Below are 24,925 nucleotides of genomic sequence, written 5' to 3' on the forward strand. Positions count from 1 at the left end.
AGTTCCGTACCGGAACTGCGGGGAGTCTGTTTTGTGGGCTCGGTGAGCTAGTTCCAGATGCGCACGCGCTGATCGGGATCCAGGTACAGCTCGTCGGACTCGGCCACCTGGAACGCGTCGTAGAACGCGTCGATATTGCGCACCACGCCGTTGCAGCGGAACTCCGGTGGTGAGTGCGGGTCGGTGGCCAGCCGGCGGATGGCCTCGGCCTCACGGGATTTGGTGCGCCACACCTGCGCCCAGCCGAACAGCACCCGCTGCACCCCGGTCAGGCCGTCGATCACCGGAGCTTCTTTGCCGTCCAGGGAGAGTTCATACGCCAGCAAGGCGATGGACAACCCGCCCAGATCGCCGATGTTCTCGCCGACCGTGAACGCCCCGTTCACGTGGTGGCCCGCGTCCAGCGCCCGGGGGCTGAATGCCTCGTACTGCTCGATCAAAGCCTTTGTGCGCAGGCCGAACTCGGCCCGGTCCGCGTCGGTCCACCAGTCCACCAGGTTGCCGTCACCGTCGTACTTGGCGCCCTGATCGTCGAAACCGTGCCCGATCTCGTGCCCGATGACCGCGCCGATCCCGCCGTAGTTGGCGGCGTCGTCGGCCTCGGCGTCGAAGAACGGCGGCTGCAGGATGGCCGCCGGGAAGACGATCTCGTTCATCCCCGGGTTGTAGTAGGCGTTCACCGTCTGCGGGGTCATGAACCACTCGTCCCGGTCCACCGGGCCGCCGAGCTTGGCCAGCTCGCGGTCGTATTCGACGGCGTAGCCACGCTGGTAGTTGCCGTACAGGTCGGCGCGGTCGATCACCAGGGCCGAGTAGTCGCGCCAGCGGGCCGGGTAGCCGATCTTCGGGGTGAACTTGTCCAGCTTGGCCAGGGCGCGCTGCCGGGTTTCCGGGGTCATCCAGTCCAGGTTGGTGATGCTGACCCGGTAGGCCTCCCGCAGGTTGGCCACCAACTCATCCATCCGCGCCTTGGCGGCCGGCGGAAAGTGCTTCTGCACGTACAGCTTTCCGACGGCATCCCCCATCAGGTTCTCCACCAGGGCCACGCCCCGCTTCCAGCGGTCGCGGATGGCCTCGGTGCCCGACAGGGTGCGCCCGTAGAAGTCGAAGTTCTCGGCCACCAGGTCATCGGTCAGCAGTGATGCCCGCGAGGTGATGACCCGCCAACGCAGCCAGGCCTTCCAGTCCGCCAGGGGTTCGCCCGCCCACAGCGCGGCGAACGCGGTCAGGTAATCCGGCTGGCGCACCACCACCTGGGCCGGTGTGGCGCCCAGCGCGCCCACCCAGCCCGACCAGTCGAATCCCGGTGCCTCGCCGGGCAATTCGGCGAAGGTACGCAGGTTGTAGGTCAGGTCCGCGTCGCGGCGCTTCACCACATCCCAGTGCGCGGCGGCCAGTTTGGTCTCCAGCGCCACGATGCGGGCCGCGGTGTCGGCGTGGTCGCCCTCGCCCCTGGTGCCTTCCCCGTCGCTGCGCTCGCCCCTGGTGCCTTCCCCGTCGCTGCGCTCGCCCCTGGTACCTTCCCCGTCGCTGCGCTCGCCCCCGTACACCAGGGTCAGCATCCGCGCGATGTGCGCCGGGTAGGCCGCCAGGATCGCGGCATGCTGCGGATCCCGGTAGTAGGACTCGTCGGGCAGGCCGAGCCCGGACTGCGACAGATGCAGCAGGTACCGCGTGGAGTCCTTGGAGTCGGTGTCGACGTAGACGCCGGTACCACCGCTCACGCCGGTGCGCTGCAATCCGGCGAGCACCACCGCGAGCGCGTCCGCATCGGCGGCGGCGTCGATGCCCGCCAGCTCCTCGAGCAGCGGGGCCAGCCCGCGCCGGGCCACCGTGTCGGTGTCCATGAAGCTGGCGTAGAGGTCACCGATGCGGGTCGCATCAGTTGGGCCTGAGCTGCGTTGCGCGTCGCCGGCACCGCCGGACTCGGCGGCCTCGGTGATCAGGTCACGCACCTGCTCCTCGGCGCGGTCGGCCAGGGTGCGGAAGGCGCCGTCGGTGGCGCGGTCGGCGGGAATCTCGTAGTCGGTCAGCCAGCGCCCGTTGACGTGGCCGAACAGGTCGTCCTGGGGGCGGACCTCGGCGTCGACGAAGGTGAGGTCGATACCGGAAGCAATAGTTGAACTCACTCTCGCATCCTGCCAGAAGTCGACCCCAGCAACGGGCCGGGTAGCCTCACGGCCATGCCAGATCCGCTCACCGAAGAGCCACCCGAGCCGGCCCCGGCCCTCAGCCGCTACGGCATCGCCTCCGGGGTACTGGCCGTCGTGGCGGTCGCGGCCGCGTTGCTGGCCGCGATGATCTGGTCGGGGCACCGGGGCGAGGCCGGTGAGCTGGCCTACCGCACCCGCGTACTGCAGACGGCCGCGGACTGGACCGGCGGGCTGGTCAACATGAACAAGGACAACGTCGCGGGCAACCTGCAGAAGTTGCGCGACGGCACCGTCGGGCAGCTGAACGTGGAGTTCGACCAGACGGTCGAGCCGTTCAAGCAGATCGTGGCCAAACTGCAGGCGCAGACCGTCGGTCAGGTGGAGTCGGTGTCGCTGGAGTCGCTGCGGCACCGGTCCGGGGACGGCGACAAGCCGTCGGCCGACCAGCCCGAGTTGGCGGCGGTGGCATCCCGCACCGACACCGTCCTGGTGGTAGCGACCTCGGTCAGCCAGAACGCCGGTGGCAAACCGCAGACGGTGCGATGGAATCTGCGCCTCGGTGTCTCCGACGTGGACGGCACGTTGTTGATCTCGCGGCTGGAGACGATCCGATGAGCAACCGGCTGCGGGTCCTGCTCTTCGACGTCCTGGCGCCGCTCGCCGCGATCGTCGCGCTGGTGTACATCGGTGCCGCGCTGGCCTGGCCGCTCTGGTGGGTCTCGGTGTGTTCGGTGCTGTGCGTGCTGATCGTCGAGGGCGTGGTGGTCAACGCGGTGCTGTTCCGGCGCGATCGCGTCACGCTGGGCACCGACGACGACGGGCCCGGGCTGCGGCTGGCCGTCGCGGCCGGTGCGGCCCTGACGCTGAGCGCGGCGGTCGTCGTCGGCTACACCAGTTGGACGGTGCCCGAGCGCGACCTGCACAACGACAGCGCCGAGGTGGTCGGCATCGCCAGCAGTGTCGCCGAGGCGTCGGCGACGTTCACGCCCAGCAGCCCGAATGCCTCCATCGACCGGGCGACCGCGCTGATGACACCGGACCGGGCGGAATCGTATCGAACCGAATTCGCAGCCGTGGCAAAGGATTTGACGAGTCGCAACGTCTCCGGTCAGGCGCAGACCATCTCGGCCGGGGTGGAGGCCATCGGCCCGGCCGATGCCAGCGTCGCCGTGGTGTTGCGCGGTACCCAGAACGCGCCGGGCAAACCGGCCGACGTGGCCGTGCTGGCCCTGCGGATCCTGCTGGCCAAAGAGGACGGCAAGTGGCTGGTGACCGACGTGACGCCGATCAACGCCCGTTAGCGGCGTCCCGCTGCGCGCGGATCTTGGCGAACCGGTCCGACAGTCGCCGCATCCGGACCATCATCGACGCCGACGGGCAGGCGGCGCCGTCCAGCCAGCCGGTGAACTCGTCCAGCGGCACCCCGACCCGGGATGCGAACTCGTGTGGTTTCAGGCCGGAGCGTTCCAGCAGCAGCCGCACGTGGTGGGTCACCTCGGCGCGTTCGGTGGCCTCCAGATGTGCCCGCGCCTTGTCCAACACCTCCGCCAGCGCCGCCGAAACACCGTACGGCTGGGCGGTTTCCAGCACCTCTTCGACCTGACGTGCGGTCCGGCCGAACGGGTCGCGCTTGATGGCGGTCGCGATGCGCTGCCACACCGACAGGTCGTCGTTGTCTAGGGCCGCGCGGATCGCCGAGGTCGGCCAGAACTCGACCGGCCGGTCCCCGGAGGGCACCGAGGTCTGCGCGGGCTTCGCGGCCACCGTCACCTCGTTTCCTCAAGCATCGCCACGGCAACGGACAAGCAGCGCTTGCGGACCGTGGCCCAATCGGTGTCGGCCGAAGTCAGCACCTCGGCCGGGTCGTCCTCCGGGCGCGGGTCGGCCAACCGCCTGATCAGTTGGGAGGCCACCCACTGCGACCGCGAGCGTGTTCCACAGTAATACCGGTCCATCCCGGTCAGGACCGCGGCCGCGGTCTGGGTGTCCATCGACTCGGCCCACCCGGCCAGATCGGCGTAATCGCGGGTCTGGTTGCGGGTCAAGATCAGGTACCCCGCCAGCCGCAGCGTCTCGGCGCCGGTCGGGATCAGCAGCCGGTCCCCGGTGGGCAGCGCGACGTTGGTGGTTTCCATCGGACTGCTGCGTTCCACCGCCGACCGGTCGGACGCCGCGATGTCCAGCGCGTCCAGCGCCACCGCCAGCCGGCCCCGCCACATGGTGACCGGATGCACCGGCTTGCGCACCGCCTGGGTGACGCCGTTGATGGTGCCGCCACGGCCCGAGCCCACGCCGGCGAACCGGCGCGCGCCGGCCGTCGGGTCGGCGAGCGGGGTGACGCGGGGCCGGCACCCGCTGAACACCAGCGGGTCGGCGACGATGATCGACTGCGGCGCAAGGGTCTTGAGCTTGGCCGATGATTTCATCACCACCCGCAGATCCGCGCCGGGCGCGACCAGACCGGAGATGTCGTCGGGGATGAGGACCAGGTCGCCGATGTCGATCTTGGGCAGCGGCTTCTCGAAATCCACCGACGGCAGGATGCGGTCCAGCCAGCGCGGCAGCCACCAGTTCCACTGGTCGAACATCGCCATCAGCGCCGGCACCAGGACCAGGCGGACCACGGTGGCGTCCACCGCGATCGCCGTCGCGCAGGCCACGCCGATCTGGGCGACCAGTGGCATCCCCGCGAACGCGAAACCGATGAACACCGCGATCATGATCAGCGCCGCGCTGGTGATGGTGCGGGCGCTGGTGCTCACGCCGTAGGCGACCGCGTCGCGGGTGTTGTTGGTCTGCAGGAACCGTTCCCGGATCCGGGTGAGCAGGAAGATCTCGTAGTCCATCGACAGCCCGAAGGTCATGGCCAGCACCAGCGGCGGGACGGTGCTGTCCAGGGACGCCAGCGGGGCGAACCCGAGGTCCTCCAGCCAGCCCCATTCGAAGACCACCACCAGACTGCCGTAGGCCGCCGCCACCGACAGCACCGTCATCAGCACGCCCTTGAGGGCCAGGAACACCGACCGGATCGAGATCAGCAGCATCACGAAGGCGATGACGCAGACGAACAGGAAGACCCACGGCTGCATGGCCGAGACCCGGTCGTCGAAGTCCTTGATCAACGCGGTGGGACCGCCGACGTCGATGCGCGCGCCGTCGGTCGGCAGCTTCGGCAGTTCGGCGCGCAGCCAGTCCACCGTCTTGCGCGCCGCGAGGTCCTCCGGGTCGACCGAGAGCACCGCCGAGAACAGCGCGCTGTGGTTGTCCTTGCCGAACACCGGCGGCGACACCGACGCGACATCGGGGGCCTGGGTGATCCTGGTGCGGATCGACTCGAGCGCCGGCGCCGCCTGCGTGCTGTCGGCGTTCCCGTTCGGGAAGCTCACCATGATCCGCACCGGTCCCAGCGCGCCGGGACCCAGTGCCTCGGCCGCGGCGTTCACCCCGCCGCGGATCTCGTGACTGGGGTCGAACTGGCGGAGCATGCTGTTGCCCAGTGACATCGCGAACACCGGGGCGGCCATGGCGAGCAGCAGCAGCGACGCCAGCAGTGCCGACAGCCAGGGTCGGTGCATGACCCAGCCCGTCCACCGGGTCCAGAACCGGGACTGCGTGGTGACCGGCCGGCGCGACCAGTGCAGCAGTGCCGACCGTTTGGCCGCCGCCCGGCCGAAGGTGGCCAGCACCGCGGGCGTGAGCGTGGTCGAGGTGAGCACCGCGATGGCCACCGCGAGGATGGCGCCGGTGGCCATCGACCGCAGGATCGGGGTGTTGATCAGGTAGATGCCGGTGACCGAGGCGATCACGGTGAGCCCCGACAGGACCACGGCCAGCCCGGAGGTGGCCATCGCGGCGTCGGTGGCCTGGGCCGGGTCACGGCCGGCCCGCAGCTCCTCCCGGAACCGCATCAGGATGAACAGGGAGTAGTCGACGGCCAGGGCGATACCGAACATCGACACCGTCGACGTCACGAACACCGACATCGTCGTCACCGTCGACAACAGGAAGACCACGCCCATGGTGACCACGACGGTGCACACCGCCAGCAGCATCGGCATCGCGGCGGCCGCCAGCGACCCGAACACCGCGAGCAGCACGATCAGCACCACCGGCAGGTTCCACTGCTCGGCCTGGGCGATGTCGTGTTTGGTGGCGGTCTGGGCGGCCGCGCCGAGCGCCCCTTGGCCGATGACGTAGAGCCGGACCTTGCCGTCCCGGGTCTGGCCGGCCTGGTCGCCGTCGATGCCGACCTTGGCGCGCAGCTGCTTGGCGATGTCGACGGCGCCGCTGTTGTGGAAGTCCAGTTGCAGGGTGACGACGTACGGCCGGTCCGGGGCGGGCGGGCGCTGTTGCGGATTGGGAGTCACCGTGACGCTCGGTACCTGACCCGCGATGCGCTCCAGTTCGGCGACGGCGGCGTTCATATCCTCGAACGACGCGTCGGCGCGGGGCACCGCGACGAGCGCCAGCGGCGACGCCCCCTGCTCGGGGAACTGCTGTTCGAGCTGGCGCTGGACGTACAGCGACTGGGACCCGGACACCTCGAAGCCGCCGCCGGTCAGGTTGTCCGACTGGCTCATCGCGAGGTAGATCGAGGGCGCGAGCAGCAGTAGCCACGCGACAAACACTGCCCAGCGATATCTGCGCAGGCTGCCGCTCAAGCGCATCATGAACTGCTGGATGGCGAGCCTCCGCCTCTCTCCCCGCTCGGCTGGTAAGCCCGGAGCCTACCGCAGCCACCTGTGTCCTGACCTGCCGTGAACCGTCCCGGCCCGGGATGTGCCGGGGCGGTGTACGCCGTGGATGGGCTCCGAGCGCCGGTTGCCGCCCGGCGGCACCGCCCGCCTTGAACTGGAAGTTTGCTGTGTCGATTTCCCGTCGCCCCGCCGGGGTGGCATCATGGGCAGCGCTGTTTGCGGGTCGGGGTCTCTACAAGCCGCTACACGCGGCCACAACGGCTGTGTATGTGCCGGTCATCACTGTCAGCTGACCGGTTATGCGGCCGTCACCGTGAAGGAGTGACCCATGTCGACAACGTCCAGCACCTCGCGCTCGGTGCGCCGCGCCCTGTTCGGAACATTCGCTGTGAGCGCATTCGGCGGTGTGCTGGCGGCGGGGTTGCTCACCCCGGGGGCCACCCCGACGGCCACGGGGGCCACCGATCCTTGCGCCGCCAGCCAGATCGCCAAGACCATCGGCTCGGTGGCCACCTCCACGGGCAGCTACCTGGACGCGCACCCCGAGACCAACCAGGCGTTGACCACGATCGCGCAGCTGCCCGCCGGGCCGCAGTCGTTGGCGGCGACCAAGTCGTACTTCGACGCCAACCCGCAGGCCGGCAAGGACATGCAGCAGTTGCAGCAGCCCTTGGTATCGCTGTCGACGCAGTGCCGGCTGCCGATCACGGTGCCCCAACTGCTGGGCTTGATGCAGGCCGCGCAGAACCAGGGGACGGGTTTGCCGGCCGCGCTGACACCGGCCCAGTCCCTGGGCGCCGCGAGCACCTCGGGGGCCGGTTCGGCGGCCGGCACGGCACCCGACCCGGTGGGTGGCACCGGCACCGGGCCGCTGCCCGGACCGGCCGCGATCACCCCTCGGTAGCCCGAACGGGGCCGTCGAGCCTCCCACGCACGCCGTGCGAGCTGCATATTCAGGGTTTCTGAGGATTCGTTGTCAGCAAGCCGCGAAAGTCCATGGGGATTCTGCTTAGCTTCATGGTGTCGATAACCGCTCGTGGTTACCGGCCCTGGTGAACCTGGATGAATCGGTAAGGAGCTTGACCATGTTGCTCTCGGCTCGTGCTGCGCGGCGTGCGGTTGCTGGCGCGGTGGGCACCGGCGCAGTCGCCGGCGCGATGTTGTTCGGTGCCATCCCCTCGGCACTTGCCGACGACCCGGCCAACAACCCCCCCAACTGCACCGCGGCCGACCTGGCCGGCGTGGCGTCCGGAGTCTCCGCGGGGACGTCCGCGTACCTGTTCACCCATCCCGATGTGAACTGGTTCTTCACCAGTCTCGAGGGCCTGCCCCGCGATGAGGTCCGCAAGCAGGTGGCCGACTACCTCGACAAGAACCCGCAGACCAAGGCGGAGCTGACGGGTATCCGGCAGCCGCTGGTGGATCTGAAGAACCGCTGCGGCGCCGCACCGGCGCCTGCCATACCGTAGGTAGCGTGCCGGGCACGCCTGACTCCTCTTCTCCGGAAAGCACCGGTCGCATGGTGCTGATGGTCGACGACGACCCGGACGTGCGAACGTCGGTGGCCCGCGGGCTACGGCATTCGGGGTTCGACGTCCGGGTCGCGGCCAACGGCAAGGAGGCGCTGCGCCTGCTGGCCACCGAGGCGCACGACGCGCTGGTGCTGGATGTGCAGATGCCCGAACTCGACGGCGTCGCCGTGGTGACGGCGCTGCGCGCGCTGGGCAACGACATCCCGATCTGTGTGCTCTCGGCCCGCGACACGGTCAACGACCGCATCGCCGGCCTGGAGGCCGGCGCCGACGACTACCTGACCAAACCGTTCGATCTGGGTGAGCTGGTGGCCCGGCTGCACGCGCTGCTGCGCCGCGCCGGCCATTCCGAACGTTCCTCCGACGTCATGTCGGTGGGGCCGCTGACCATCGACACCGCCCGGCGGCTGGTCTTCGTCGACGGCGACCGGGCGGATCTGACCAAACGGGAATTCGATCTTCTGGCCGCCCTCGCCGAGAACGCCGGCGTGGTGCTGTCACGGCAGCGCCTGCTGGAACTGGTGTGGGGCTACGACTTCGACGTCGACACCAACGTCGCCGACGTGTTCGTCTCCTACCTGCGGCGCAAGCTGGAGCGGGACGGCCATCCGCGGGTCATCCACACGGTGCGCGGTATCGGCTACGTCCTGCGGGAGGAGGCGTAGCGCGTGCGGCTGTCCCGGTTCGGTCGGTCGGCATCGCTGCGCACCCGGGTGGCGGTGGCGTCGGCGGTCGCCGCGGCGGCCGTCGTCGCCGGATTCACCATCCTGACCTCGGTGGTGCTGGCCAGCAACGACGACGCGCAGCTGGACCGCCGGCTGGACTCGATCGTCGAGGCCAGCATGTTCCCCGAACAGCTCTCCGACCCCAAACGCGGGGTGCTCACCACCGGCCGGTCGCTGTCCACCGGACAGGTGATCTTCCAGCGCGGCTTCCAGCTGCCGTCGTTGCCGCCCGGCACCGACACCGTCACCGTCAACGGCGTGGACTACCGGGTGCGCACCATCAAGATGACCCAACAGGCCGGAAATGTCTTGGTGTCCATCGGGATCCGGGCCGACAGCATCTTGCTGAACCGGGCCAGGATCCCGGTCTACACCGCCGTCGGGGTGTTCACCGTGATCGTCGCCGGCGGGCTGGGCTGGTTGTTGGCCGGGCCCGCGGTGCGGCCGCTGCGCAAGCTCACCGAGCAGACCAGCCGGCTGAGCGGGGGGACCGAGCAGATGCCCGCGGTGACCGGCGCGCGGGAGGCCGAGGAACTCTCCGAAGCGATGGCGGGCATGCTGCACCGGCTGGCCGCCGCGCAACAGGCCACCTCGAATTCCCTTCAGGCGGCCCAGGATTTCGCGGCCAACGCCGCCCACGAGCTGCGCACCCCGCTGACCGCCATGCGGGCCGATCTGGACACCCTGCGCATCCACAACCTGCCCGACGAGGAACGCGACGAGGTGATCGCCGACCTGCTGCGGGCCCAGTTGCGGGTCGAGGCCACCATCACCGCGCTGGGCCAGCTGGCCTCGGGGCAGCTGGCGCAGGCCGAGGACCGCGAGCCCATCGACGTCACCGATCTGCTGGACCGGGTGGCGCGGGAGAACCTGCGGGCCGGGCGCGCGGTCGACATCAGCGTGGAGGCCGACGACGACCTGGGCACCGTGTGGGGCTGGCCGGGCGGCCTGCGGCTGGCGGTGGACAACCTGGTGCGCAACGCCGCGACGCACGGCGGCGCCGAACGCGTTGTGCTGACCGGGCATCGGCGTCCCCACACCATCGACATCGTCGTCGACGACGACGGGGTGGGGCTGCCCGTGGCGGAGCGCGACATCGTGCTGGGCCGGTTCGCGCGCGGCAGCACCGCCGCGCCGGGCGGTTCCGGGCTGGGGCTGGCGTTGGTCACCCAGCAGGCCGAACTGCACGGCGGTGAACTGGTGCTGTCCGACAGCCCGCTGGGCGGCCTGCGCGCCACGCTGACGATCGCGATCTCCGCACCGGTGGATCCCGACGCCACCGTCCCGGTCAAGACCGGGATGCAACCTTGGCTGCGGCGCGCCAACCGAGTAGCAGGATGGCGGTCGTCAGGGTTGCAACCACCACAAAGCTGAACGCGGTGCCCGCCGACGTCGCCTTGCGCAGCAGCATCCCGACCGCCACGGTGGACACCCAGACGATCAGCCCGGTCGGTGTGATCGAGGTGGGCCGCCGCCAGCCCCGGGCGATCAGCCAGCCGACCAGCGTGCCGGTCAGGAACGGCCACGCCGTCTCGGCGACACCGGTCAGCGTCACCCCCTCGGCGTGGCTGCGCCGGCCGACGGAACAGAAGATGACGACGGCCACCGCATCGGCGACCGCGGCGGCCAGGACGGTATTGCGCTTACTCACCGGGATAGTCCATCACATCGGAAACCAATGGCGTGACCGCCGATTCGTCGCGGGCCTGGTTCCCCGGCCGCAGCGGCGCCGGTCGCCCGGCGATCAGGGTGTCGAAGACGTCGACGCTCGCGGTCTGGGCGTCCAACCGGAAGGACCGGAACACGAACGGCAACCCGTCCGAACGCAGCGGATCGGGGCCGTCCATCACGTGGAAGTGCAGGTGCGGTGCATCCGAATTGCCGGTGTTGCCCAGGCTGCCGAGCACCTCACCGGCCTTGAGCTGTTGTCCCGGTTGGACTTTCACGCTTCCGGTCTTCAGGTGGGCGTACAGCGCATAGTTGCCGTCGCCGAGGTCTTGCACGACACGGTTGCCCGCGTACTGATCCAGCGCCAATCCGGTGGGGGTCTGGCCGGGCACCTGCTCGGGCAGGCCGTCGAGCACCGCCACCACCGGTCCGGCGGCGACGGCGTGCACATCGGCGCCGAAGTACCGGTAGCTGGTCAGCTTGCCGGGGGCGCCCGCGAGCAGCCGGTAGCCCGCATCGAGCTGCACGTAGTCGATGGCGAACCGCTCCGCGGCCCACAGCTGACCGTCGAGCGGGTTGAGGGCCATCCGGTGCGGGGTCATCTCACAGCACCCGTTGGCGTCCAACCATTTCGGCCCGCGCAGCGGTGGATCGATCGAGACGGGCTTGCGGGTCTGTACCGGCACCGGGGCCACCGTCTCGGTCATGATCGCGGGCAGCAGCGGGGGAGCGGGCCGGCTGATCGCCACCGTGACGGCGTGATCCAGCCGGTCGGGCACGTTGCCGGGAGCCACCGTGGCGTCCAGCCACACCGCGGCGGTCTGGGCGGGACCGATGGTGGTGGTCGGTTTCCCGGACTCACCCAGCACCCGGGTCCAATGGGCAAGCGCGGCACCGGATATCGACAGTAGCGAGGCATCGCCGCCGCGCACGGTCACCGTCTGCAGCGTCACCTCCTGGTTGAGCGCGTTGGTCAACAGCAGTTCGTAGGCCAGATGGGTGCGCCCGTCGGTGGCCGGGACGGGGACGGGGGCGGCCACCACCCTGGCCAACAACGGTGTGGCGGCGGGTTTCCCGGCCGGACCGGGCGACGTGGACGTGGTGGCCGGAGCGGGGGCGTTGTCCGGTGCGCCCGCGCACCCGGCCGTCAGCGCGATGGTGCTGAAAAGCGCTGCTGCCCATCGCGTACGGCGCATCAGGACTCCGATCGCCGTGGGTTCTCGGGTTCGGGTGTGACGGTCAGCGCTTCGACGTCGGGGTCGAGGTCCACCTCGGTGCGGAACATGAAGAAGAACACCACCCAGCCGATCGCCGAGATGAAGATCCAGCTGACCAGGCGATAGATCAGCATGGCCGAAATCGCCTGGGCCAGAGTCATTCCACTCGACACCAGGCCGGGAACCAGGACCGCCTCCACCACCAGCAGGCCACCCGGCATCAGCGGGATGGAGCCGACGGCGCGGGCCGCCGCGTAGGCCACCGTCAGGCCGGCCAGCGACGGGTGGCCGCCGGCGGCGTAGGCGGCGAAGGCCAGGCACGCGACATCGGCGATCCAGTTGAACATCGACCAGCTGAACGCGTTGCTCAGCGCCCGCCGGCTCAGACTCACCGATTCCAGCTGGGCGAGCATTTTGCGCCACTTCGTCAGCCCGGTATCGGCCGGGCGGCCGCGCACCGAATTGACCCAGGACAGCAACCGCACCCCGATCCCGTCGATCTGCTGTGGGTTGGCCGCGACCGTCTGCGCCAGCAGCAGCAGCGCGACGAAACCGCCCAGGGTGAAGATCAACGACAGCGGGTTCTTGCTGGCGCCCAGCAGGAACGCCCCGCCCAGGCCGAGCAGGGCCAGGCCGACCACTTGCAGTACCCCGGACATCACCAGCTGCCAGGACGCCACCACCGGCGACGCGCCCCAGATGCGCTGCTGGCGGTAGACGAACGTGGCCGAGAGCACCGGGCCGCCGGGCAGCGTCGTCGACAACGCGTTGCCGGCGTAGAACGCCGCCTCGGAGCGCCACTGCCGCACCTGCACCCCGGCCGAGCGCAACAGCGTGCGCTGGATCTGGGCGAAACTGTGCATCGAGGCCATCGCGGCGACCACCGCCGCCAGCACCCACCACCAGTTCGCCGACAGCAGGCTCTTCCACGCCTTGGCCAGCTGATCCCAGACCAGGACCAGTTCGACGGTGAGCACCACGACGGCGATCGCGATGACGACCCAGCGCACCCACCAGTACTTGCCGCGGGGGCGGCCGTCCTGTGGGCGGGCCTCGTCGTGGTCGCGGCTCGTCGGCGCGTCGTCGTGCGACACGCCTTTCAGGGTAACGGCCGGTGTCGTGCGGAAACGTACGTTGGGCGGGCGCGCCGCGCCGTTACGCTCAAACGCATGACCCTGATACCCAGTGCCGACCCCGTGGCCGACGAATCGGTCAGCCCACTGGTCCGTAAGGCGGCCGCCTGGTCGTGGCGGCTGCTCGTCATCGGCGCTGCGGTGGTTGCGCTGCTGTGGGTGATCACCCACCTGGAACTGATCTTCGTGCCGGTGGCGCTGGCCGCCATGATGGCCGCGTTGCTGCTGCCCGCGGTGGACCTGCTGCACGCACGCCGGGTGCCGCGCGGCGCCGCGGTGGCCACCGTGATCCTCGGTGCGATCGCCGTGGTGGGCGGCATCATGACCTTCGTCGTGAGCCAATTCATCAGTGGCGCACCGGATCTCGTCGAGCAGGTGACGCGCAGCATCGACGGGTTGCGGGTCTGGCTGATCGAGGGTCCCGCCCACCTGAGCAAGGACCAGATCGACCACGCCGGCGACTCGGTCATCACCGCGCTGCGGGAGAACCAGGCCAAACTGACCAGCGGTGCGCTGTCCACCGCGGGCACCATCACCGAGATCGTCACCGGCGCCCTGCTGGTGCTGTTCACGCTGATCTTCCTGCTCAACGGCGGCCGCGACATCTTCGCCTTCGTCACCAAGATCTTCCCGGTGACGGTGCGCGACCGGGTCCGCGACGCCGGGCGGGCGGGGTTCCGCTCCCTGATCGGCTACGTGCGGGCCACCTGCCTGGTGGCACTGGTGGACGCCGTCGGCATCGGCACCGGCCTGGCCATCATGGGGGTGCCGCTGGCGTTACCCCTGGCGTCGCTGGTGTTCCTCGGCGCGTTCGTGCCCCTGGTGGGTGCGGTGCTGACCGGCGGCATCGCGGTGATCGTCGCGTTGATCGCCAAGGGCTGGGTGTACGCCCTGATCACCCTGGGCCTCATCATCGCGGTGCAACAGCTGGAAGCGCATGTGCTGCAACCGATCGTGATGGGCCGCGCGGTCTCGGTGCACCCGCTGGCGGTGGTGCTGGCCATCGCCGGCGGCGGTGTGCTGGCCGGCATCGTCGGTGCGCTGCTGGCCGTGCCGATCGTCGCGGTGCTCAACAGCGCCGTGCGGGTGCTGCTGGCGCCCGACCCGGCCACCGAGGAAGCCCTGCTCGCGGCGGAAACTCCGGCCGTGCGGTCCGATCCGGACCTCGACCCCGATACCGACTCCGGTTAGAGCCGGCCCTCGCGGCGCAGCAGATCGGCGGCGCTGAGCCCACCGCTGCGGCGAGTCGGTGCGTCGTCACCGGCCTCGGTGTCGCGGATCTTGGAGGTGTCCAGCTTCTCGGTGGCATCCGCATCCCGCTGCGTCGGGATGGCAGTGGTCGGGGCGTTGCCGGCCGGGTCGCCCATCGCGACCGTGGGCTGCGCCGACGGCCGCGGCGGCGGCGCGCTGCTGCCGCCGCTGCGCAGGTCACCGAGCCACGACTCGATCTCGCGCTTGTCCCGGCTGGGCTCACCACGGCGGGTCCGCTCGGTACCGGCGGCGTTGACCGCGTTGCGGGCCGCGTCGATGGCCACGGTCGCCGGCGAGTCCGGCTGTGCGGCGAACCGCGTGGTGGGCGGCTCGGGCGCGGGGGCACCGGTGGTGGGGATCCGCGTCGTGCCCGCGGCCGACGGTCCGGCCGGGCGCACCGGCGGGACCGGGGGCCGGCCACCGGCGGGCGCGGCCGGCGCCGGGTGGGTGGGATCGTGGGCGGGCAGTGCCTGCATCGGGGCGCCGGCGCCGACCAGCGCGGCCGGGTCCGGGGCCGGCTCGTTCGGGTCGCGCACGGTGGGCCGTTTGCGCTCGTCGGGCAGCTCCACCTCGCCCAGCCCGATGCGCTGCTGCACCCGCTTCATCCACTGCGGTGCCCACCAGCAGTCGTCGCCCAGCAGCTTCATGATCGCGGGCACCAGGAACATCCGGATGACGGTGGCGTCCAGCAACAGCGCGATGAGCAGGCCGAAGGCCAGGTACTTCATCACCACCAGGTCGGAGAACGCGAATGCCGCGACCACCACGGCCAACACCAGCGCGGCGCCGGTGATGAGCCGGCCGGTGGTGGCGGTGCCGATGCGGATGGCCTCCGCGGTGGACAGGCCGCGCTCGCGGGCCTCCACCATCCGGGACACCAGGAACACCTCGTAGTCGGTCGACAGACCCCAGATGACGGCGATGATCAGGCCGATCATCGGAGCCAGTAGGGGCTGCGGGGTGTAGTTGAACAGCCCGGAGCCGTGCCCGCCCTCGACGAACATCCACGTCAGGATGCCCATCGTCGATCCGAGCGTCAGGGCGCTCATCAACGCGGCCTTGATCGGGAGCACCAGCGATCCGAACGCCAGGAACATCAGGATGGTCGTGGTGATCACCAGGATCACCGCGATCAGCGGCAGTTTGTCGAACAGCGTCAGGATGCTGTCCTGGGCCAGTGCCTGGGTGCCGCCGACGAGGATCGTGGTGCCCCGCGGAGGCGTCAGCGCCCGCAGTTCCTCGATCTTCTTGGGCGCGGTGCTGTTGTCGACCAGACCGTTCTGGATCACCCGGACCGACGGGTCCTTGGATCCGCTCTCCTGCGCCGAGCGTTCCTGCCACATCTTCGACGGGTTGTCGGTGCCGGCGAACCCGGAGACGGTCTGCGCCTCGGCGCGCACGGTGGCCAGCTGCTGATCGGTGACCGGGTCGCCGTTGTCGGACTTGATCACCAAGGTCAGCGGTTCGGTACGGAAGCTGGAGAATTCCTCGTCGAACTGTTGCTGGGCCATCCGCACCGGGTTGTCGGGCGGCAGGTACTTCTCGCTCAGACCGCCGAGGGCCAGTTGGCCGATCGGGATCACCAGCAGGGTCATGATGATCAGGATCGGGGCGGCGAACGCGATGGGCCGCTTCATCACGACATTGACCAACTTGCCCCAGAAGCCCTTCTCGACCTCTTCCCGGGTCTTGGTCTTCTGGGTCTTCTCGATGAACCAGTCGATGATCTTGCGGGAGAACGGCCAGTTGGCCAGGAACGGCACCCGCAGCAGGGTGCGCACCCCGAGCGCGTCGACATTGGTGCCCAGGATGCCGAGGACGGCGGGCAGCACGGTGTTCGACAGCAAAGCGGCCAGCAGCACCGAGGCGATCACGGCGTAGGTGATGGATTTCAGGAAGCCGAGCGGGATCAGCAGCAGCGGCAGGATCGACGCCACGATGATGACCGCGGAGAACGCCACCGTGCGCCCCGACGTCATGATCGATCTGCGGACCGCGGCTTCGACGTCGTAGCCCTCGGCGAGTTCCTCCCGGAACCGGCTCACGATGAACAGGCCGTAGTCGATGGCGATACCGAAGCCCATCATCGTCACGACGGGCTGGGCGAAGTAATGCACCGGGCCGAATTCCGCGGTCAGCCGCAGGATGCCCAGCGCACCGCCGATGGTCAGGCCACCGATGATGGCGGGCAGCGCGGCCGCCACGGCGCCGCCGAACACGAAGAACAGCACCACCGCCACCAACGGGATGATGACCACCTCGGCGCGGGCCTGGTCGGTGCCGATGGTCCCGGTCAGCTCGCTGGCCAGCGGGTTCAGGCCGGCGAGTTTGATATCGCCGCCATTGATCTTCTCCAGGTCGGGCTGCACCGTCTGGTAGTTCTTCAGGATGGTGTCGTCGTCGTCGCCCTTGAGCGGAATGCTGACGAAGGTGTGCCGAAGATCCTGCGTCTTCATCTGGTTGACGGTCGGATCGGTGGTGTCGGGGGCCTTGAGCCAGCCGACCCAGCCGACGATCTGATCGGGGTGGTCCTTGACCACCTGGTCCAGTTCCCCGACGACCTTCTTCTGCCAGTCCTTGTCGGTGACCTTCTTGTCATCCGGCGGCGTCAGGATCGCGACGACGTGGCTGGTCCGGTCACGGCCGTACACCTCGTCGCTGAGCAGCGAGGCCTGCACCGATTCGCTGCCCTCGTTGTAGAAACCGCTCTGGGTGACATGCTGACCGAGGCTCGCCCCGAACACGCCGCCACCAAGGCACAGTGCGACCATGACACCGATCACTATGTATCGGAATCGGTACACCGTTCGACCCCACCAGGCGAACACGTCAACTCCTTAATATGCTCTGGTCACGCTGCGCGCGCATATCACTTCTGTTGTCTATAAGCGCGAGGTCAAAAGCGCGGACAGCGGCCGGAAGGGCTGCAGCCAAGCGCCCTGCTCGGGCAGCGAATCAAGGCCGATTCGCGGTAGCGGCTCCCGGAAGACACCTGCGATGTCCTCCAGGTCGACAAACTCCAAGGTATCCGACGCTAACGCCCAACTGGCATGTTCGCGAAATCCGAGCACCTGCACCGGAACGCCGTCGTGAGCTATCTCTTCCAGCGGCGCCCGGAACGCCTGACCGTCGGCCGATGCCACCACCAGCCCGGCCAGGCCCTCGCTCCGGCGGAGCGCGATGTGGCTGAGCATGTCGCTGTCGACGTCGCTGTCTTCATCGATCTTGGGTTTGGCGAAAACCGCGAAGCCCACGTTACGCAGTGCCTCCACCCAGGGGCGGACGACATCGGCGCTACCAGGGGCGATGTTGGTGAAGACGGTGGCTTCCGGCTCCACCAGAACTTCGGGCTGGGCGTCGGTCCCGGTGTCCGGCGCGGGCGCCGCGGTGGCGGAGATGTCGGCGGTGCGCTGCAGCAACCAGCGGCCCAGGGCGTCGAACCGCGGGCGGTGCGCGGCCGTCGGCCGGCCCCCGAGGATGGAACCCAGCCCCATGTCCAGGTTGGGCGCATCCCAGACCAGCAGCACCTTCCGGATCTCCGGAGCGTGCACCTCCTCGGCCGGTGCCGAGATCTCGGGTACCGCCGGAATGTCGGTTGCGATGCTCATCGGCCAGTCACCTCTGCTCACTCCGTCATTCCATGGGTACGTACCCACACCAGCTCGGCGATATCGCGGCCGGCCTGCAAACCCTTGCCTTCGTACTTGGTCTCGGGTCGCCGGACCGAGATCGGCAACGCGCCGGCGGCGGTGTCGGCGACGCGGCGCAGCCTCGGCTCGGCGTCGCCCACCTCGGCGATGTGTTCGGCGTACTCGGCGTGATCGGTGGCGGCGTGCAGCACGCCGCCTGGCACCAACCGGTCGGCGATCAGCGCCACCGTCTCGGGTTGCAGCAACCGGCGCTTGTGATGGCGGGCCTTGGGCCACGGGTCCGGGAAGAAGATCCGCACGCCGGTCAACGACGCCGTACCGAAGATGTGCTCCAGCACGTCGACACCGTCGCCGCGGATCAGCCGGATGTTGGTGACGTCGTTGCGGTCGATGGCACCCAGCAGCTGGGCCAGCCCCCGCCGGTAGACCTCCACGGCCACCACGTCCAGATGCGGCTCCTCCACGGCCATGGCCAGCGTCGAGACGCCGGTACCGCAGCCGATCTCCAGCACCACCGGGGCCCGGCGCCCGAACCACTGCGCGATATCGCGGGTCAGCGGCCGGCCGGCGGCGTCGCGGGCCTCGGCCCCGATCTCGGGCCAGCGCCGCTCCCACAACTCCTGCTGGGTGCCGCTGAGGGTCGAGCGCCGGTTGCGGAAGCTGCTGACCCGCCGGTGATGGTGTTTCTGCTCGGGGGCGTCCTGCGGACCGTCCGTTGTGCTCCGGCCCGAGATGCCTGAATCCGACAGCTCGTGGCCGGCTTCCTGGCTCTGGGCATGCATCGGTCCATCGTCGCTCATCGAGGCCGATCTACCTGCATCGTGGTGCAGATTGATACCCAACAGTTGCCGAGCGCGGCGTGTGCGGAAAAACACCGTTCACGAGTACGTCGGCGCGGTGCCACCATTTGAGGTGGGAAATGGTGTCAGTGCGACTCGTGAGGTAAGGAGCCGGTCATTCTCGCCGACGTCTTGGCGGCCTTCGCCGCGGAAACCGGCGAGTCCCGGCTGGCCCCGATCGTGGGTCGGTTGAACCGCCCGATCCGGGTCGAGGTGACCGGCCGGCCCGGGACCGGGCGCGCCACGGTGACCGCCGCGCTGCGCCACGCGGGCCGCGCCGTCGTTCGGGGCCCGGCCGACGCCGCGGTATTGGTGGTCGCCGAGACCGTCAAACCCGAGGATCTGGCCGGTTGCGGCCCCAACTCCCTCGTCGTGCTCAACAAACAGGACCTGCTCGGCTCGGCGCTGGCGCGCCAGGTCGCCGAGGTGCGGGCGCGCACCGGACGGCCGACGGTGCCGATGAATGCCCTGCTGGCGGTCGCCTCGACGGCCGCGCCGGACGAGGCGCTGCTCGGTGCGCTGCAAGCGATGGCCGTCGACCCGCCGGACCTGTCCACGACCGACGCGGTGACCGCCGGGCCGCACCCCGTCGACGCCGCGACCCGCGGGCGGCTGCTGGCCGTGCTGGACCGGTTCGGCATCGCCGCGCTCACCGCCGCGCTGCGGGCCGGCACGGATCCGGAGTCGCTGCCGGCCCTGATGCGCGAGCTCAGCGGCCTCGACGGGGTGCTCGACGCGCTCGATGCCGTGACGGCGCCGCAGCGCTACCGGCGCCTGCAGGCCGCGCTCACCGAGGTGCGGGCGCTGGCGGTGCGGTCCGGGAACGCCGAGTTGTGGGAAGTGCTGGCCTCCGACCGGGTGGTGCTGGCGGAGATGACGGCGGCGGCCGAGGTGCTGCGCGCCGACGGGTTGCCGGTCGGTGCGAACGCCGACGCCGGGCGCTGGAGCCGCTACGGCCGGGGGCCGCTGAACTCGCTGCACCGCAGTTGCGCGAGCGCGCTGACCAGGGGATCGCTGCGGCTGGCGGCGCGCGGATGACCGCCCCGGAGGCCACGCGGGATCCCGAGCCGGACCTGACCGGCATTCCGGACGGCGTCGATCCCCCGGAGGTGGTGCACCGCGACGTCGTGCTGGTCGCCGGGCCGTGGCTGGCCGGGGCGTCGGCATTGGCCGCGGCGCTGCGGGCCCGGATGCCGGACCGGACCTTCGTCGAAACCGGTGACCTGGCGCCCGACCAGGCGCCCTCGGCCGTCGTCTTCGCGGTGTCGGCGGTGGCGCCGCTGACCGAGTCCGACGCGGTGTTGCTGGACGCCGCGGCCCGGCACACCGATCTGGTGGTCGGGGCGGTGACCAAGACCGACGTGCATCGGGGCTGGCGTGCGGTGCTGGCCGCGGACCGCGACGCGGTGGCCGCCCGGTCGCGGCGTTACGCCGGCATGCCGTGGGTGGGCGTCGCCGCGGCACCCGAGGCGGGCGAACCGTCGCTCGACGAGCTGGTCGATGTGCTGTCCGAGCGTCTCGCCGACGCCGCCGCCCTTCACCGAAACACCTTGCGGGCGTGGGAAACTCACCTCACGGCGCGGATCGGCGAGCTGTCCGGCGCGCACCGGCCGGACGGCCGGGCGGTGCAGCTGCGGGCCGAGCGGGACGAGCTGCTGCGGGCCGGCCGGCTGCAGCGGTCGCAGCGCAACATCGCCCTGCGCAGCCAGGTGCAGCAGGCCCGGGTCCAATTGGGCTACTTCGCCAGGAACCGGTGTGCGTCGGTGCGCACCGAGCTGTCCGAGGACGTGGCCGACTGGAACGGCCGGCGAGCCGAGCGGCTGGTGTCCTACGTGCACCGGCGCTGCGCCGAGGTGGTCGGGGAGGTCGACGACGGCATCACCGAGCACCTGACCGATGTCGCCACCGAACTCGGCCTGCCCGCACCGGAGGTGCCGCCGGCCGCGCCGGTACCGGACGCCGGTGCGCCGGGATTGCGGTCCAGGACGCTGGAGACCCGGCTGATGATGGTGCTCGGCGCGGGCTTCGGCCTCGGTGCCGCGTTCGCGGTGAGCAGGCTGTTCGCCGGCCTGGCGCCCGGGCTCACCGCGCTGGGGGTGGCGGTCGGCGCGGTCGCGGGCCTGCTGCTGACGGTCTGGGTGATCGGGATCCGCAGTGTGCTGCACGACCGGGCCGTGGTGGACCGCTGGGTCGGCGAGGTCACCGCGCGCCTGCGGGAAGCCACCGAGCAGCGTGTCGCGCACCGGGTGCTGATGGCGGAGGTTCGGTTCACCGGGGAGGCCGCCGCTCAGGACGAACGTGCGGCGGCGGCGCTGGCGCGGCGTATCCAGGAGATCGATGCCGAACTGGCCGATATCGCGGCGCTCACCGCGCGGTCGGCGGCCGCAGGTCAGCGCGAACTGCCGCGGCTGCGCACCGCATTGGCCAGGGTTTGTGCCGGGTTGGAAAGTGGGTAATAAGAGGAAGCGGCCAACTGGAGTATCTGAATCGTTCTTGTGAGTGATCGGACATTGTTCCGATTCACCACGGGTATGTCACGGGCGTTAACCTCTCCATAGGGACGACCGTGACCTACCAGTTATCGCCGATGCTACCGGCGCGTAACCTACGCAGGAGATATTAGATGACCTCAGCGACCATTCCCGGTCTCGACAGTGCACCGACCAAACATCAGGGGCTGTTGGCCTGGGTCCAGGAGGTTGCGGAGCTGACGCAGCCGGACCGGGTGGTGTTCGCCGATGGCTCCGAAGAGGAATACGAGCGCCTGGCGGCGCAGCTGGTCGAGGTCGGCACCTTCCAGAAGCTGAACCCGGAAAAGCAGCCGAACTCCTACCTGGCGTTGTCCGATCCGTCCGATGTCGCCCGGGTGGAGTCGCGCACGTTCATCTGTTCCGAGCGTGAGGTCGACGCCGGCCCCACCAACAACTGGATGGCGCCCGCCGAGATGCGCGGCATCATGACCGAGCTGTACCGCGGCAGCATGCGCGGCCGCACCATGTGGGTCGTGCCGTTCTGCATGGGCCCGCTGGATGCCGAGGACCCCAAGCTCGGCGTCGAGATCACCGACTCCGAGTACGTCGTGGTCTCGATGCGCACCATGACCCGGATGGGCGCGGCGGCGCTGGCGAAGATCGGTGACGACGGTTTCTTCGTCAAGGCGCTGCACTCGATCGGCGCCCCGCTGGAGCCGGGCCAGCAGGACGTGCCCTGGCCGTGCAACGACACCAAGTACATCAGCCACTTCCCGGAGACCCGGGAGATCTGGAGCTTCGGGTCCGGCTACGGCGGTAACGCCCTGCTCGGCAAGAAGTGCTACTCGCTGCGGATCGCGTCGGCCATGGCCCACGACGAGGGCTGGCTCGCCGAGCACATGCTGATCCTCAAGCTGATCTCGCCGGAGAACAAGGCGTACTACATCGCCGCGGCGTTCCCGTCGGCATGCGGTAAGACCAACCTGGCCATGCTGCAGCCCACCATCCCCGGCTGGCGCGCCGAGACCGTCGGCGACGACATCGCCTGGATGCGGTTCGGCAAGGACGGCCGGCTGTACGCCGTCAACCCCGAGTTCGGCTTCTTCGGCGTCGCGCCGGGCACCAACTGGTCGTCCAACCCGAACGCCATGAAGACCATCGCCGCCGGCAACACCGTCTTCACCAACGTCGCCAAGACCGACGACGGTGACGTCTGGTGGGAGGGCCTGGAGGGCGACCCCGACCACCTCATCGACTGGAAGGGCCAGGACTGGTACCGCGAGTCGGAAGACAAGGCGGCGCACCCGAACTCGCGCTACTGCACCCCGATCTCGCAGTGCCCGTCGGTGGCCCCGGAGTGGGACGACCCGCAGGGTGTGCCGATCTCGGCGATCCTGTTCGGCGGCCGCCGCAAGACCACGGTGCCGCTGATCACCCAGGCCCGCGACTGGCAGCACGGCGTGTTCATCGGCGCCACCCTGGGCTCCGAGCAGACCGCCGCCGCCGAGGGCAAGGTCGGCACCGTGCGGCGTGACCCGATGGCCATGCTGCCGTTCCTCGGCTACAACGTCGGCGACTACTTCCAGCACTGGATCAACATCGGCAAGAACGCCGACGAGTCCAAGATGCCGAAGATCTTCTTCGTGAACTGGTTCCGCCGCGGCGACGACGGCCGCTTCCTGTGGCCGGGCTTCGGGGAGAACAGCCGCGTGCTCAAGTGGGCCGTGGAGCGCATCGAGCACAAGGCCGACGGCAAGTCGACCCCGATCGGCATCGTGCCCACCGCGGCCGACCTCGACCTGGCCGGCCTGGACGTCGATGCCGCCGACGTCGATGAGGCGCTGGCCGTCAACGCCGAGGAATGGCGGGCCGAACTGCCGCTCATCGAGGAGTGGTTCGAGTTCGTCGGCGAGAAGCTCCCGACGGGCATCAAGGACGAGTTCGACGCGCTCAAGACCCGGTTGGCCGAGTCCGACTGACGCCGATCTTCTGCACCGACACCGCCTCCGGCTCCGGCCGGGGGCGGTGTCGCCGTTTCGGGGTCAGTGCGCGCGTCGGCTGACGCGGCGCAGCGCACCGGCCAGGATGACCCGGTGTAGCGGATACAACACATGCCAATAAGCCTGTCCGGCAAGGCCTCTCGGTGTGAACACGGCCCGCAGGTGTAGCCGGGTGCGGTGCTCGCCGAGGGGTTCGAGCCGCCATTCCAGCCACCCGCCACCGGGTGCCCGGGTTCGGGTCCGCAGCCGGACGAACCGCTGATCGGTCTGCTGCTCGACCAGCGGGCGGCGGCCGGTTCCGAAAGGATAAGAGCGCCACGACTTCCCGGTGTCTGCCCGGTCGTCTTCTTCCAAGTCTTCCTGGAGGGCCCGCCACACCTGGTCGGCGGGGGCGGCGCAGTCGGTGTGGCGTTCGGCGGTGTAGACCGCCTGCCCGGCCCAGCCGGGGTCCGACGGCAGCGGGTCCGACGGCGCGCCCGTCGGGGACGTGGTGGCCCAGGTCGGGTGCCCTTCGCCGGTGGCGGCGTATCGCAGGGCCAATGCCACGGCCTGCCGGTAAGCCGTCGGCCCGCCGGGCGGCGGTGCGATGACGGCGTCGATATCATGTTCGGTGGCAACGGCATTGGTGCTCAAGGACTCGATCAGGGCGCGCCCGATGCTGCGCGGCACCGGTGTCACCAGGTCGATCCACAACCCGGCCAATCGCGGGGTGAGGACGGGCAGCACCAGGATCCGGCGCCGCGCCAGGCCGGCCACCTCGGCATAGATCTGCATCATCTCGCCGTAGCGCAGCACGTCGGGTCCGCCGATGTCGTAGGTGCGGCTGCGGGGCAGGTCCGCAGTCGCCGCCTCGATCAGGTAGTGCAGGACATCGCGGACCGCGATGGGCTGGATGTGGTTGTTCACCCAGCGCGGTGTGGTCATCACCGGCAGCCGGTCCGTCAGGTGCCGGATCATCTCGAACGACGCCGAACCGGACCCGATGACCACACCGGCTTGCAGCACGATGGTCGGGACACCGGAGTCGATCAGGATCTGCCCCACCTCGGTGCGTGAGCGCAGGTGCGTCGACAGCGGACCGGAGTCGGCGTGCAGGCCACCCAGATACACGATGCGGCCCACCCCTGCCCGGCGCGCCGCCTCGGCGACATTCTGGGCGCTGCGCCGCTCCTGCTGGATGAACTCGCCGGCGCTGTTCATCGAGTGCACCAGGTAGTAGACGACGTCGACGTCGCGCAACGGCGCCTCGAGGGTGTCCGGATCCATCAGGTCACCGCGGAAGACCTGCACGTCGCGGGCCCACGGCACCGCCCGGATCTTGTCCGGGTCGCGGACCAGCACCCGCACCTGATGGCCGGCGTCCACCAGTCGCGGTGTGAGGCGAGCGCCGATATATCCGGTGGCCCCGGTGACCAGCACCCGAAGTGGTCCGTCGTCCGTCACTGGTCTCCTTGCGGGCCTCGAATCGAGCGAGCAAACCGGTATTCCACCGTAGCGCCGAACCGAAACCGGCACGTGGTCCCGGCCGAAGAAGGTGTGGCGGAGGCCACCACTTGACAGGTGTCAAACGCGGCATCGTAGAGTCAGCC

At 69.8% G+C, this 24,925-nt stretch carries 20 protein-coding genes; 10 read left to right on the plus strand and 10 right to left on the minus strand.

Going from position 1 to position 24,925, the window contains the following annotated elements; all coding sequences use genetic code 11:
• Window positions 1-47: 47 nt before the first annotated feature.
• Complete coding sequence (locus tag BN977_RS16155) at window positions 48-2,129, minus strand: M13 family metallopeptidase (protein WP_036399559.1); 2,082 nt, start codon at window positions 2,127-2,129, stop codon at window positions 48-50.
• 54 nt (window positions 2,130-2,183) lie between these two features.
• Here BN977_RS16155 and BN977_RS16160 point away from each other — a divergent pair, with 54 nt between their 5' ends.
• A complete protein-coding gene (locus BN977_RS16160; RefSeq protein ID WP_036399562.1) occupies window positions 2,184-2,768 on the plus strand; it encodes a hypothetical protein in 585 nt (194 codons plus the stop codon).
• Complete coding sequence (locus BN977_RS16165; protein WP_036399565.1) at window positions 2,765-3,454, plus strand: hypothetical protein; 690 nt, start codon at window positions 2,765-2,767, stop codon at window positions 3,452-3,454. The genes BN977_RS16160 and BN977_RS16165 overlap by 4 nt, the downstream gene beginning before the upstream one ends.
• On the opposite strand, the gene BN977_RS16170 is transcribed toward BN977_RS16165, so the two are convergent.
• Complete coding sequence (locus tag BN977_RS16170) at window positions 3,441-3,923, minus strand: hypothetical protein (RefSeq protein ID WP_024455919.1); 483 nt, start codon at window positions 3,921-3,923, stop codon at window positions 3,441-3,443. The genes BN977_RS16165 and BN977_RS16170 overlap by 14 nt on opposite strands.
• Entirely contained in the window at window positions 3,920-6,823 is a 2,904-nt protein-coding gene (locus BN977_RS16175; protein WP_036399567.1) for an MMPL family transporter, read from the minus strand. Before BN977_RS16175 ends, BN977_RS16170 begins: the two co-directional genes overlap by 4 nt.
• Window positions 6,824-7,178: 355 nt before the next feature.
• Here BN977_RS16175 and BN977_RS16180 point away from each other — a divergent pair, with 355 nt between their 5' ends.
• The 4 genes from BN977_RS16180 to BN977_RS16195 all read left to right on the plus strand — a co-directional run bounded on the left by BN977_RS16180 (window position 7,179) and on the right by BN977_RS16195 (window position 10,481).
• Window positions 7,179-7,754, plus strand: a complete 576-nt coding sequence (locus BN977_RS16180) for a hemophore (protein ID WP_036399570.1) — start codon at window positions 7,179-7,181, stop codon at window positions 7,752-7,754.
• 181 nt (window positions 7,755-7,935) lie between these two features.
• On the plus strand, window positions 7,936-8,319 hold the full coding sequence (locus BN977_RS16185; RefSeq protein ID WP_024455922.1) for a heme-binding protein: 384 nt from the start codon (window positions 7,936-7,938) through the stop codon (window positions 8,317-8,319).
• Between the two features lie 50 nt (window positions 8,320-8,369).
• Complete coding sequence (locus tag BN977_RS16190) at window positions 8,370-9,047, plus strand: response regulator transcription factor (RefSeq protein WP_024455923.1); 678 nt, start codon at window positions 8,370-8,372, stop codon at window positions 9,045-9,047.
• Window positions 9,048-9,050: 3 nt separating this feature from the next.
• Window positions 9,051-10,481, plus strand: coding sequence for a sensor histidine kinase (locus BN977_RS16195; RefSeq protein ID WP_084172581.1), 1,431 nt, complete (start codon window positions 9,051-9,053; stop codon window positions 10,479-10,481).
• Here the strand turns inward: BN977_RS16195 and BN977_RS16200 are convergent.
• Genes BN977_RS16200 through BN977_RS16210 form a run of 3 tightly spaced genes read right to left on the minus strand, consistent with a single transcriptional unit; the run spans window position 10,396 to window position 13,086 of the window.
• Window positions 10,396-10,758: a DUF3054 domain-containing protein gene (locus BN977_RS16200; RefSeq protein ID WP_407661197.1), complete on the minus strand. Its 363-nt coding sequence runs from the start codon at window positions 10,756-10,758 to the stop codon at window positions 10,396-10,398. The genes BN977_RS16195 and BN977_RS16200 overlap by 86 nt on opposite strands.
• Window positions 10,751-11,971 carry a M23 family metallopeptidase gene (locus BN977_RS16205; protein ID WP_036399576.1) on the minus strand — a complete coding sequence of 407 codons (1,221 nt, stop codon included), beginning with the start codon at window positions 11,969-11,971 and terminating at the stop codon, window positions 10,751-10,753. Before BN977_RS16205 ends, BN977_RS16200 begins: the two co-directional genes overlap by 8 nt.
• Window positions 11,971-13,086, minus strand: a complete 1,116-nt coding sequence (locus BN977_RS16210) for a lysylphosphatidylglycerol synthase transmembrane domain-containing protein (RefSeq protein ID WP_036399579.1) — start codon at window positions 13,084-13,086, stop codon at window positions 11,971-11,973. The genes BN977_RS16205 and BN977_RS16210 overlap by 1 nt, the downstream gene beginning before the upstream one ends.
• Before the next feature lie 75 nt (window positions 13,087-13,161).
• Here BN977_RS16210 and BN977_RS16215 point away from each other — a divergent pair, with 75 nt between their 5' ends.
• Window positions 13,162-14,316, plus strand: coding sequence for an AI-2E family transporter (locus BN977_RS16215; protein ID WP_036399582.1), 1,155 nt, complete (start codon window positions 13,162-13,164; stop codon window positions 14,314-14,316).
• On the opposite strand, the gene BN977_RS16220 is transcribed toward BN977_RS16215, so the two are convergent.
• The 3 genes from BN977_RS16220 to trmB are packed head-to-tail and all read right to left on the minus strand — an operon-like array spanning window position 14,313 to window position 18,826.
• The gene (locus BN977_RS16220; protein WP_036399584.1) at window positions 14,313-17,204 is read right to left on the minus strand and encodes a trehalose monomycolate exporter MmpL3; all 2,892 of its coding nucleotides are present in this window, start codon (window positions 17,202-17,204) and stop codon (window positions 14,313-14,315) included. The two genes, BN977_RS16215 and BN977_RS16220, sit on opposite strands and share 4 nt — an antisense overlap.
• 54 nt (window positions 17,205-17,258) lie before the next feature.
• The gene (locus BN977_RS16225; RefSeq protein ID WP_024450362.1) at window positions 17,259-17,984 is read right to left on the minus strand and encodes an NYN domain-containing protein; all 726 of its coding nucleotides are present in this window, start codon (window positions 17,982-17,984) and stop codon (window positions 17,259-17,261) included.
• 17 nt (window positions 17,985-18,001) lie between these two features.
• On the minus strand, window positions 18,002-18,826 hold the full coding sequence (gene trmB / locus BN977_RS16230; RefSeq protein WP_036399586.1) for a tRNA (guanosine(46)-N7)-methyltransferase TrmB: 825 nt from the start codon (window positions 18,824-18,826) through the stop codon (window positions 18,002-18,004).
• A gap of 171 nt (window positions 18,827-18,997) precedes the next feature.
• Between trmB and BN977_RS16235 the strand changes: the two genes are divergently transcribed.
• The 3 genes from BN977_RS16235 to BN977_RS16245 all read left to right on the plus strand — a co-directional run bounded on the left by BN977_RS16235 (window position 18,998) and on the right by BN977_RS16245 (window position 23,315).
• Window positions 18,998-19,903 carry a hypothetical protein gene (locus BN977_RS16235; protein ID WP_036399588.1) on the plus strand — a complete coding sequence of 302 codons (906 nt, stop codon included), beginning with the start codon at window positions 18,998-19,000 and terminating at the stop codon, window positions 19,901-19,903.
• Window positions 19,900-21,321: a hypothetical protein gene (locus tag BN977_RS16240; protein WP_036399590.1), complete on the plus strand. Its 1,422-nt coding sequence runs from the start codon at window positions 19,900-19,902 to the stop codon at window positions 21,319-21,321. Before BN977_RS16235 ends, BN977_RS16240 begins: the two co-directional genes overlap by 4 nt.
• 167 nt (window positions 21,322-21,488) lie before the next feature.
• Window positions 21,489-23,315, plus strand: a complete 1,827-nt coding sequence (locus BN977_RS16245) for a phosphoenolpyruvate carboxykinase (GTP) (protein WP_024450359.1) — start codon at window positions 21,489-21,491, stop codon at window positions 23,313-23,315.
• Window positions 23,316-23,378: 63 nt separating this feature from the next.
• On the opposite strand, the gene BN977_RS16250 is transcribed toward BN977_RS16245, so the two are convergent.
• A complete protein-coding gene (locus tag BN977_RS16250) occupies window positions 23,379-24,779 on the minus strand; it encodes a DUF2867 domain-containing protein (protein ID WP_036399592.1) in 1,401 nt (466 codons plus the stop codon).
• Between the last annotated feature and the right edge of the window lie 146 nt (window positions 24,780-24,925).

The organism is Mycolicibacterium cosmeticum (assembly GCF_000613185.1).
GTDB classification, from domain to species: domain Bacteria; phylum Actinomycetota; class Actinomycetes; order Mycobacteriales; family Mycobacteriaceae; genus Mycobacterium; species Mycobacterium cosmeticum.